Source organism: Citrobacter sp. wls710 (assembly GCF_005281115.1).
GTDB classification, from domain to species: Bacteria; Pseudomonadota; Gammaproteobacteria; order Enterobacterales; family Enterobacteriaceae; genus Citrobacter; species Citrobacter werkmanii.
Window position 1 is genome coordinate 58,270 of sequence record NZ_SZXD01000030.1, and the last position, 10,456, is coordinate 68,725.

The 10,456-nt window shown below is 54.7% G+C and carries 9 protein-coding genes; all 9 read right to left on the reverse strand.

Features of this window, described 5'->3' with window-relative positions; all coding sequences use genetic code 11:
- Positions 1–63 precede the first annotated feature (63 nt).
- Entirely contained in the window at positions 64–981 is a 918-nt protein-coding gene (gene lpxC, locus FDX14_RS13105) for a UDP-3-O-acyl-N-acetylglucosamine deacetylase (RefSeq protein ID WP_006686706.1), read from the reverse strand.
- 100 nt (positions 982–1,081) lie between these two features.
- A complete protein-coding gene (gene ftsZ / locus FDX14_RS13110; RefSeq protein WP_003018753.1) occupies positions 1,082–2,233 on the reverse strand; it encodes a cell division protein FtsZ in 1,152 nt (383 codons plus the stop codon).
- Between the two features lie 62 nt (positions 2,234–2,295).
- Positions 2,296–3,558: a cell division protein FtsA gene (gene ftsA, locus FDX14_RS13115; RefSeq protein ID WP_003018755.1), complete on the reverse strand. Its 1,263-nt coding sequence runs from the start codon at positions 3,556–3,558 to the stop codon at positions 2,296–2,298.
- A complete protein-coding gene (ftsQ, locus tag FDX14_RS13120) occupies positions 3,555–4,388 on the reverse strand; it encodes a cell division protein FtsQ (protein WP_003018758.1) in 834 nt (277 codons plus the stop codon). The genes ftsA and ftsQ overlap by 4 nt, the downstream gene beginning before the upstream one ends.
- 1 nt (position 4,389) lies before the next feature.
- Positions 4,390–5,310, reverse strand: a complete 921-nt coding sequence (locus FDX14_RS13125; protein ID WP_137349672.1) for a D-alanine--D-alanine ligase — start codon at positions 5,308–5,310, stop codon at positions 4,390–4,392.
- Positions 5,303–6,778 carry a UDP-N-acetylmuramate--L-alanine ligase gene (gene murC / locus FDX14_RS13130; protein WP_042312325.1) on the reverse strand — a complete coding sequence of 492 codons (1,476 nt, stop codon included), beginning with the start codon at positions 6,776–6,778 and terminating at the stop codon, positions 5,303–5,305. The genes FDX14_RS13125 and murC overlap by 8 nt, the downstream gene beginning before the upstream one ends.
- Before the next feature lie 51 nt (positions 6,779–6,829).
- A complete protein-coding gene (murG, locus tag FDX14_RS13135; RefSeq protein ID WP_042312327.1) occupies positions 6,830–7,897 on the reverse strand; it encodes an undecaprenyldiphospho-muramoylpentapeptide beta-N-acetylglucosaminyltransferase in 1,068 nt (355 codons plus the stop codon).
- Positions 7,894–9,138, reverse strand: coding sequence for a cell division protein FtsW (ftsW, locus tag FDX14_RS13140; RefSeq protein WP_042312329.1), 1,245 nt, complete (start codon positions 9,136–9,138; stop codon positions 7,894–7,896). Before ftsW ends, murG begins: the two co-directional genes overlap by 4 nt.
- Positions 9,138–10,454: a UDP-N-acetylmuramoyl-L-alanine--D-glutamate ligase gene (murD, locus tag FDX14_RS13145; RefSeq protein ID WP_042312331.1), complete on the reverse strand. Its 1,317-nt coding sequence runs from the start codon at positions 10,452–10,454 to the stop codon at positions 9,138–9,140. The genes ftsW and murD overlap by 1 nt, the downstream gene beginning before the upstream one ends.
- Between the last annotated feature and the right edge of the window lie 2 nt (positions 10,455–10,456).

Consider the following 10,456-nt stretch of genomic DNA (forward strand, 5'->3'; position numbering starts at 1 on the left):
TGGTTCACCTGGCCGGAGAGAGTGCCAGATTAACCAGTCGAATTTATGCGACAACGTATGTCGTTATGCCAGTACGGTCGAAGGTGCTTTGAACGCCAACGGCAGTTCTGCATCGTCCTGGAAGGTCACATATTCCCAGGCTTCCTGTTTCGCCAGGACCGCCTGCAACAGTTTGTTATTCAATGCATGACCGGATTTATACGCGGTGAATGCACCAATAATGTTGTGACCACACATGAACAAGTCACCAATCGCGTCGAGCATTTTGTGACGAACGAATTCGTCTTCAAAACGCAGGCCGTCTTCGTTCAATACGCGATAATCGTCAACAACGATGGCACAATCGAAGCTGCCGCCCAGGCACAGGCCGCGGGACTGCAGATATTCGATATCACGCATGAAGCCGAAAGTACGCGCGCGGCTGATCTGGCGCATGAACGCATCCGCAGAAAAGTTCATCGCGTAGCGCTGCGTGCTGGAGTCGATTGCCGGATGGTTAAAGTCGATGGTGAAATCCAACGTAAAACCATTATACGGCTTAAACTCAGCCCACTTATCGCCATCTTCGACACGAACGGTCTCTTTGATGCGAACAAATTTTTTGGCGCTGCTCAGTTCTTCAATACCTGCATCAAGCAGCAGATAAACGAACGGAGCGGCACTGCCATCCATGATCGGGATTTCCGGGGCGTTAACTTCAATAACGATGTTATCGATACCTAAGCCCGCCAGAGCAGCGTTAAGGTGCTCAACGGTTGAAATCCGTACATCATGCTCATTGACCAGACACGTACAGAGCATGGTATCACGCACAGATTTGGCATCGGCCGGGAAATCTACCGGAGGATTCAAGTCGGTGCGACGATAGATGACCCCGGTGTTGGCCGGCGCAGGGCGTAATGTCAGGGTGACTTTTTTGCCGGTATGCAAACCGACGCCAGTCGCCTGAACGATACGTTTAAGAGTCCTTTGTTTGATCATCGTATAATCTCGCCAAATTACCTATCCAACCGAAGTGTACTATACATTCGGTGGGCCAGTTTAGCACAAAGAGCCACAATTCCCAAATTCCAGCTAATTCTTAATCAGCTTGCTTACGCAGGAACGCAGGGATATCCAGATAATCCGGCTCTTTAGTGGTTTGCGGCGTATTGTCGTTCACCACTTTCGCAACCGGTTTTTGCTCTTGCGTCAACGGCGCCATACCGTGTTGCTGGTAACGATCCATTACCGGTTGCTGAACCTGCTTGTTGGTTACCAGAGTGATTTCAGGACGCTTGTCCATACCAATTCCAGTGGCAACAACGGTCACGCGCAGTTCGTCGTTCATATCCGGGTCCAGAGAGGTACCGATAACCACGGTCGCGTTATCCGATGCAAAGGCACGGATGGTGTTACCGACGGTTTCGAACTCATCCAGACGCAGGTCGAAGCCCGCAGTAATGTTGACCAACACGCCGCGCGCGCCGGACAGATCGATATCTTCCAGCAGCGGGGAAGAGATTGCCATTTCAGCCGCTTCTTCCGCACGGTCTTCACCGCTTGCCACGCCGGAGCCCATCATCGCGTAGCCCATTTCGGACATCACGGTGCGCACGTCTGCAAAGTCGACGTTCATCAGGCCCGGACGCGTAATCAGTTCAGCGATACCCTGGACTGCACCTTTCAGCACATCGTTCGCTGCGCCAAACGCATCCAGCAGGGAGATACCACGGCCCAGCACTTTCAGCAGTTTGTCGTTCGGGATAGTGATCAGAGAGTCCACGTGTTTGGACAGCTCGGTGATACCCTGCTCAGCGAATGCCATACGCTTCTTGCCTTCAAAGTTGAAAGGCTTAGTCACGACAGCAACGGTCAGGATACCTAAATCTTTTGCTACTTCAGCAACCACTGGCGCTGCACCGGTTCCGGTACCGCCGCCCATACCTGCTGCAATAAACACCATGTCTGCGCCGTCAAGCGCTGCACGCAGAGCTTCACGATCTTCGTCTGCCGCATTACGACCGACTTCCGGGTTTGCACCCGCGCCCAGACCTTTGGTGATGCCGCTACCAATCTGAATGGTCTGTCCAACCGCCGTTTTACGCAACGCCTGAGCGTCGGTATTCACCGCAAAGAATTCAACACCTTCGATGCGCTCGCGCACCATGTGTTCAACGGCATTACCGCCGCCGCCGCCGACGCCGATGACTTTAATCACCGCGTCATTGGTTAGTTCCATAGGTTCAAACATAGTTTCTCTCTCCGTTGTGCCTGTCGCCTGAGACCGTTAATGTGCGTCGGTCTCTTTAAAAATTAAAACTCTTTTCGCAGCCAGCTATTGAGTCGTTTAATCCACGAGCCAACTGACGCCGTTACGCGTTTTTCAACTTCAGCCTCACCACTTAAATGGGATTCTTTCCCGTAGTGAAGCAGCCCCACCGCCGTGGAATAGTACGGCTCCTGGGCATAATCCGTCAGACCGGTAATATTCAGCGGTGCGCCAATACGGACTTGCGTATGGAACACGCGCTGTGCGCAGGCCGCAAGACCTTCAATTTGCGCTGCGCCACCGGTTAACACAATCCCCGCCGCCAGATGATGTTTCACACCCTGCTGGCGAAGCTGTTCTTGTAATTGCAAAATTTCTTCGTTGACCAGGTTGAGCAGCTCGGTATAACGCGGCTCAATGACCTCTGCCAAAGTCTGACGCTGCAGGCTACGTGGCGGACGGCCGCCCACGCTTGGCACCTCAACGCTCTCGTCTTTACCGACGATGGAGCCCAGCGCGCAGCCATGACGAACTTTGATGGCTTCGGCATCGCTCGGCGGCGTACCGAAGGCATACGCGATATCGCTGGTCACCACATTCCCTGCATAAGGGATCACTTTGGTATGGCGCAACGCCCCGCCAGTATAAACGGCGATGTCCATTGTACCACCACCAATATCTACCACGCAGACACCCAGTTCACGTTCATCTTCCGTCAACACGGAATAACTGGCTGCCAGTCCGGCGAAAATCAGTTGGTCAACTTTCAGACCACAACGTTCAACGGCTTTGACAATATTCTTCGCCATGTCGTTATGACAGGTAATAAGATGCACTTTTGCCTGCATGCGTACGCCGGAAAGACCGACCGGATTTTTAATACCTTCCTGGTAGTCAATGGCGTATTCCTGCGGAATAACGTGCAGAACACGATGTTCATCGCGCACGCGTACGGATTTTGCCGTATGTACGACGTTTTCCACATCTTCCTGTGTCACTTCCTCTTCGGAAATGGGCACCATACCAATTTCATTCTGACAGCTAATATGTTTGCCGGAAAGCGCCAGATATACCGAGGATATCTGGCAATCTGCCATCAGCTCAGCCTGGTCAATGGCGCGCTGTACGCATTTCACCACTGACTCAAGGTCATTCACCCCGCCTTTATCCATACCTCGCGATGGGCAACTGCCCACGCCAATGATATTGACCATACCGTCGGGCAGAACTTCCCCTACTAAAGCGGCTACCTTCGCGGTGCCAATCTCCAGTCCAACTACCAGTTTTCTGTCCGTCGCCTTGATCATTGTTGTTCTGCCTGTGCCTGATTCTGTTGCTGATTAGATTCCTCAGGAGGCAAGGGAACCCAGCCTACTGCCGCTCCTGAGTCATAACGCAAATCAACGTAGCTAATCCGTTTGCCATCGGTTTGCGCCTGCTGCTGTAAAACCGGGTAGAGTTCCACAAAGCGAGCCAAACGTTTTATCGTATCGCCCCTGCCCAGATTGAGCTTAATATCGTTATTCAGCGTCAACTGCCAGGAACGACGCGCGGTCATCGCCGCTTCCTTCAGGGTGAATCTATCCTTAGCCAGCACCTGCCCCATATCGCGGAACCCTTGCAGCACTTCACTTGCGCTGCCTTCCGGTCCGTACAACATGGGTAATACCTGCTTATTGGCCCGACCGGTTGGGACGCTGAACGTATTGCCTTCGGCATCCACCATATGCTGGTCATTCCAACGCGCAATTGGCACATATTCAACCAGATGAATCTTCAATTCATCAGGCCATTGCTTTCTGACGCTCGCCTGTTTAATCCACGGGAGGCGTTCAATCTGACTCTGGATGATGTTTACATCCTGCGTCATAAAGGTTCCCGGCGCGCCCAGCGCCAGAATTGACTGACGGATATCATCATTGCGCGTGTAATGCCGTTCGCCGGTTAACACCAGTTTTGACAACGGCAAACGCTGCGCATCTTCCATCCATCCCAACACTACCCAGCCGCTGACAAACACGGTGCACAGCACTGTCAGCAGGAACAGTATTCCTGCAAGACGCGTTCCATTATTGCGGCGTGAGGAGTTTACTTCTTCTTCATCACCGTTTCGCGTGTTCAGCGCAGCCTGCGACATATCAGTCCGCCAACTCCAGAATTCTTACCACCAACTGCGAGAAGCTCAGACCCGCCTGACGCGCCGCCATCGGCACCAGGCTGTGGCTGGTCATACCCGGAGAGGTATTGGCTTCCAGCAGATAAAACTGGCCATCGCTGTCCAGCATGACGTCAATGCGCCCCCAACCTTTACAGCCCAAGGCGGTCCACGCTTTCAGGACTAAATCCTGTAATCTGGCCTCTTGCTCGACTTCCAGACCTGCGGGGCAGAAATATTGTGTCTCATCAGAGAGATACTTCGCCTCATAATCATAGAAGGTTCCCGCGGGTTGGATACGTATTGACGGTAAAATTTCTTCGCCGAGTATCGCAACGGTAAATTCCGGGCCACTGAGCCATTTTTCAATCAGTACTTCTTCATCATGCTGAAAAGCCAATGCTAATGCACCCTGCAAAGCATTTTCTTCTTCAACTTTTGACATCCCTACGCTGGAGCCTTCACGGCTTGGCTTCACAATCAGCGGCAAACCTAACGCAGAGATTTTTGCAACTATCTCATTGCTAAGACCTTTTTCGAACTCAGCGCGGGTCAACGCAACCCATGGCGCGACGGGTAAACCTGCGCCCTGCCACAGCAGCTTGCTGCGCAGTTTGTCCATTGAGATCGCGGAAGCCATGACGCCGCTGCCGGTATACGGCAGGCCGATCTGCTCCAGCATGCCCTGCAACGTGCCATCTTCCCCGCCACGACCATGCAACGCAATAAACACCTTCTGAAAACCCATAGATTTCAGAAGAGTGACATCAACCTCTTTCGGGTCAACCGGATGGGCATCGACACCACCTTCGCGTAACCCTGCCAATACGGCCGCGCCGGAATTCAGCGACACTTCTCGCTCTGCGGAGGTACCTCCTGACAGGACCGCGATTTTATCAGCCATGTTGTTCTTCCTCCGGATTTTGCGGCTTCAGTTTGATTTCAGCTAAGGAACGCGCAATTTTGCCGATATTTCCAGCGCCTTGCACCAAAATCAGATCGTTGCCGGTTAATACCGGTGCCAACATTTCTGCCACCAGGGCCGGATCGGATACCAGAATAGGATCGATCTTACCGCGACCACGAATAGTACGGCACAGCGAGCGGCTGTCAGCGCCCGGAATGGCGGCTTCGCCCGCGGCGTATACATCCAGCATCAACAGCGTATCAACCTGAGTCAGCACGTTGGCAAAGTCGTCATACAAATCGCGAGTGCGCGTATACCGATGCGGCTGGAACAGCATCACCAGATTTTTGTCCGGCCAGCCTGCGCGTGCAGCTTTAATTGTGGCGTCCACTTCCGTTGGGTGATGGCCGTAATCATCAACCAGCATCGCGGTCCCGGCTTTACCGTTAACCGGCTCAAGTGGGAATTCGCCGAGGAAGTCAAAACGACGTCCGGTACCCTGGAAACTTTCCAGCGCGCGCAGGATCGCGTCGTCTTCAATACCTTCTTCCGTTGCGACAGCCACCGCAGCCGCGGCGTTCAGCGCATTGTGGCGGCCCGGCGCGTTTAACGTCACGCGTAGATCGGCCATCCCCTGACGCACCAGCGTGAAGTGCCCCTGCGGGCCGATCTGCTGGTAATCCTCAACGCGCACATCGGCATCATCACTGAAACCATAGGTTGTGGTTTGACGGCCAACTCGCGGTAACAGTTCGCGGATCACCGGATCGTCAACGCACATCACCGCACGACCATAAAACGGCAAGTTATGCAGGAAATTAATAAACGTCTGCTTTAAATTTTCGAAGTCGCCATGGTAGGTATCCATATGGTCGGCTTCGATATTGGTGACAATCGCCACCATCGGCTGCAAATGCAGGAACGACGCGTCGCTCTCGTCCGCTTCGGCAATCAAATAACGGCTATGACCCAGGCGCGCATGGACGCCAGCAGCCTTCACCAGACCACCGTTAACAAAAGTCGGATCCAGCCCCGCTTCCGCGTAAATACTGGAGACCATCGCTGTGGTCGTGGTTTTACCGTGCGTCCCGGCAATGGCGATGCCGTGACGAAAACGCATTAACTCCGCCAGCATCTCAGCACGGCGGATCACTGGAATACGCGCTTCATGCGCCGCAACAATTTCCGGGTTATCCGCAGAAATAGCGCTGGAGACCACCACCACGCTCGCATCGCGCACGTTTTCAGGGCGATGGTTGAAGAAAATCGTGGCGCCGAGATTCGTCAACTGCTGCGTCACCGGATTTGGCGCTAAGTCAGAACCGCTGATCTGATAACCTTCATTGGCCAAAACTTCGGCAATACCGCCCATACCAGCACCACCGATGCCGACAAAGTGAATGTGCCGAACGCGACGCATTTCGGGCACGATGGAACGCAGTTTTGCCAGTTGTTGTGTATTCATTCTTTAGCCATTAACTTCTTAGTTCATGCGATGCAAAAGGCATCACCACAATTACGCCCGGGCAGCCCGGCTCACTTCATTTGCAACGCGTTCGGTGGCATCCGGTATGGATGCGGCGCGCGCACGTTCTGCCATGGTTAATAAAGTTTCTCGCGACCACCCGGCAAGGGTGCTGGCGACGGCGTCCACAGTAAACTGTGGTTGCTCTAAAATTTTGGCGGCGCCCGCTTTTTCCAGCGGCAACGCATTCCAGTACTGCTGTCTGTCTTTGTGCTGGAACGGCACAAACAGCGCAGGCAAGCCTGCGGCGGCAATCTCACTCACCGTCAGCGCGCCAGAACGGCACACGACAACATCCGCCCACGCATAAGCGGCGGCCATATCATCAATAAACTCAGTGACCTTATGCTGCGGTTGTCCCGCCTCGGCATAAGCGTGTTCAACGGTCTGCTGCGCGCCCTTACCGCTCTGGTGCCAGATAGTCACCGCCTCGCCAAGCTTTGCGGCAACCTGCGGCATCGTCTGGTTGAGGACGCGTGCGCCCTGAGAACCACCAACCACCAGCACACGAACCGGGCCTTCACGTCCAGCCAGACGCGCTTCGGGTAATGGCAACGCCAGAACGTCCGTGCGTACTGGGTTCCCGACCACGTCCGCATTCGGGAAAGCGCCAGGGAAAGCCTGCATAACCTTCGTTGCAATCTTTGCCAGCCATTTATTGGTTAATCCCGCAATGCCGTTCTGTTCATGCAGTACGACCGGAATACCTAATGACCATGCAGCTAAACCGCCAGGACCTGACACGTAGCCGCCCATGCCGAGCACCACATCAGGCTTGAATTGCTTCATGATGGCGCGCGCCTGACGCCAGGCGTTAAAAATACGCACGGGTGCGGCAAGTAGTGCGTTAACGCCTTTGCCACGCAGACCGGAGATGCGAATAAAGTCAATTTCAATGCCATGCTTCGGCACTAAGTCCGCTTCCATACGATCGGCGGTGCCCAGCCAACGAACCTGCCAGCCCTGGGCCATTAAATGGTGCGCGACCGCCAGCCCCGGGAACACATGTCCGCCGGTACCGCCTGCCATCACCATTAACCGCTTCGGTTGACCACTCATCGTGCACCTCGTGTAAACGCCTGGGCTTTTTCCAGACGCGTTTCATAATCAATACGTAACAAAAACATGATGGCCGTCGACATTATCAACAAACTGGAACCACCATAACTGATTAACGGCAGCGTCAGGCCTTTGGTTGGCAGCATACCTGCCGCCGCGCCGACGTTTACCAGCGCCTGGAAGCTAAACCAGATCCCGATGGAGCAGGCTAAAAAGCCTGAAAAACGGTGGTCAATTTCCAGCGCTTTACGGCCAATCGACATCGCGCGAAAAGCGACGAAGAATACCATTAAAAGTGCCAATACCACACCGATATAACCCAGCTCTTCCCCAATGATGGCGAAGATGAAGTCGGTGTGCGCTTCCGGTAAATACTCCAGCTTTTGGACTGAGTTGCCTAACCCCTGCCCCCAAACCTCACCGCGGCCAAAAGCCATTAGCGATTGCGTCAGCTGGTATCCGCTGCCGAACGGATCTTCCCATGGATTCCAGAAAGAGGTTACGCGACGAATACGATACGGTTCGGCAAGGATCAGCAGCACGACCGCCGATATCCCCATGCCGATAATCGCAATGAACTGCCATAATTTAGCGCCGGCAAGAAACAGCATCGCCAGCGTGGTGACAAACAGCACCACCACAGTACCGAGGTCAGGCTGCGCCAGCAGCAGCACGGCCAGTACCAGGATCACGCCCATCGGTTTCAGGAAGCCGCGCAGGTTGTTTCGCACTTCATCCACCTTGCGTACCAGGTAATTGGCGAGATAACAGAACAGCGACAGCTTGGTAAATTCCGCAGGCTGAATACGCAGCGGCCCCAGAGCAATCCAGCGCGACGCCCCGTTAACGGAGCTCCCCACCACCAGCACGATCAGCAGCATGATGATCGAGGCGATGAGCATCGTGGTGCTGTACTTCTGCCAGAACTCCATCGGCAAACGCAGCGTGACCATCGCCAAACAGAACGCCAGGAAGATGTACAGCGCGTCGCGTTTGGCAAACAGGAAGGGGTCGCCCGCCAGACGTTGTCCTACCGGCATCGATGCCGATGTCACCATGATGAAACCAATTGCCGCCAGACCAAAGGTCAGCCACAGCAGCATGCGGTCATACATGATTAGGCTGTCCGCGTCTTTATCGCGCGAAGCCATCACCCAGCCTTTAAGTGCCGCGAAGATCCACGCCAGGATACCCAGTCCCGGTAAGCGCGGCATTCTCAGACGAGGGAGAGATAAACGCATCAACCCAACTCCTTCGCCAGGCGCGTAAAGACGTCACCGCGTTGCTCAAAATTCTTGAACTGATCGAGGCTGGCACAGGCGGGCGACAGCAGCACCATATCACCGGGCTTCACGCGCGGCGCGAGCAGACGCATTGCCTGCTCCATGGTTTCAGTTTGTTCCGCAACCTCAGGTCGCAGCGCGGCAAGCTGCGCGCCATCGCGGCCAAAGCAGTACAGACGAATGTTGTCGCCGTTCAGATAACGTTGCAGCGGCATAAAGTCAGCGGATTTCCCGTCGCCGCCCAACAACAGGTGCAGCGTACCGTCAACGTGCAGGCCATTCAGCGCCGCTTCGGTACTGCCGACATTGGTCGCTTTTGAATCGTTGATCCAACGCACACCATTATGATTCAGTACCAACTGGAAACGATGCGCCAGACCGGTAAAAGTGGTCAGCGCTTTCAGGCTCGACGCCCGCGGCAGACCCGCAGCATCAGCCAGCGCCAGCGCTGCCAGGGCGTTGGTATAGTTATGCTGGCCGGTAAGCGTCATCTCTTTCACGTTCAGAACTTTTTCACCCTTCACCCGCAGCCAGGTTTCGCCCTGCTGACGATTAAGATGATAGTCACCCATGTTGACGCCAAAGCTCACGCAACGCTCATCGGCACCACGAACCGGCATGGTCAGCGCATCATCCGCATTGACCACGCAGACTTTCGCATTCTCATAAACGCGCAGTTTGGCCGCACGATACTGCTGCAAGCCAAACGGATACCTGTCCATATGATCTTCGGTGACGTTCAAAATAGTGGCGGCTACGGCCTGTAAGCTGGAGGTTGTTTCCAGTTGGAAGCTCGACAGTTCCAGAACATACAGCTCACGCTCATCATCCAGCAGCATCAGCACGGGCAGGCCAATGTTACCGCCCACCCCCACGTTCACACCGGCCGCTTTCGCCATTTCGCCAACCAACGTCGTAACGGTGCTTTTACCGTTAGAACCGGTGATCGCAACGATCGGCGCCTGCGCTTCGCGACAGAACAGCTCGATGTCACCGACAATTTCAATCCCCGCATCGGCGGCAGCGCTCAGCGAAGGGTGCGCCAGGGCAATACCAGGGCTGGCGACGATAAGATCGGCGTCCAGCAGCCAGTCATCATTCAGACTGCCAACATGACGCTCAACCGCTTCCGGTAATTTATCCAGGCCCGGCGGCGTCGCGCGGGTATCCATCACGCGCGGCGTTACGCCACGCGCCAGGAAGAAATCCACGCAGGACAGCCCGGTCAAACCCAGACCGATAATGACGACTTTTTTACCCTGGTAATCAGCCATGA

Bases quoted from the DNA above. Each gene is read 5' to 3' on its own strand.
- ftsA (WP_003018755.1), bottom strand. From the start codon at position 3,558: ATGATCAAGGCGACGGACAGAAAACTGGTAGTTGGACTGGAGATTGGC.
- murD (WP_042312331.1), bottom strand. From the start codon at position 10,454: ATGGCTGATTACCAGGGTAAAAAAGTCGTCATTATCGGTCTGGGTTTG.
- murG (WP_042312327.1), bottom strand. From the start codon at position 7,897: ATGAGTGGTCAACCGAAGCGGTTAATGGTGATGGCAGGCGGTACCGGC.
- ftsZ (WP_003018753.1), bottom strand. From the start codon at position 2,233: ATGTTTGAACCTATGGAACTAACCAATGACGCGGTGATTAAAGTCATC.
- murC (WP_042312325.1), bottom strand. From the start codon at position 6,778: ATGAATACACAACAACTGGCAAAACTGCGTTCCATCGTGCCCGAAATG.
- FDX14_RS13125 (WP_137349672.1), bottom strand. From the start codon at position 5,310: ATGGCTGATAAAATCGCGGTCCTGTCAGGAGGTACCTCCGCAGAGCGA.
- lpxC (WP_006686706.1), bottom strand. From the start codon at position 981: ATGATCAAACAAAGGACTCTTAAACGTATCGTTCAGGCGACTGGCGTC.
- ftsW (WP_042312329.1), bottom strand. From the start codon at position 9,138: ATGCGTTTATCTCTCCCTCGTCTGAGAATGCCGCGCTTACCGGGACTG.
- ftsQ (WP_003018758.1), bottom strand. From the start codon at position 4,388: ATGTCGCAGGCTGCGCTGAACACGCGAAACGGTGATGAAGAAGAAGTA.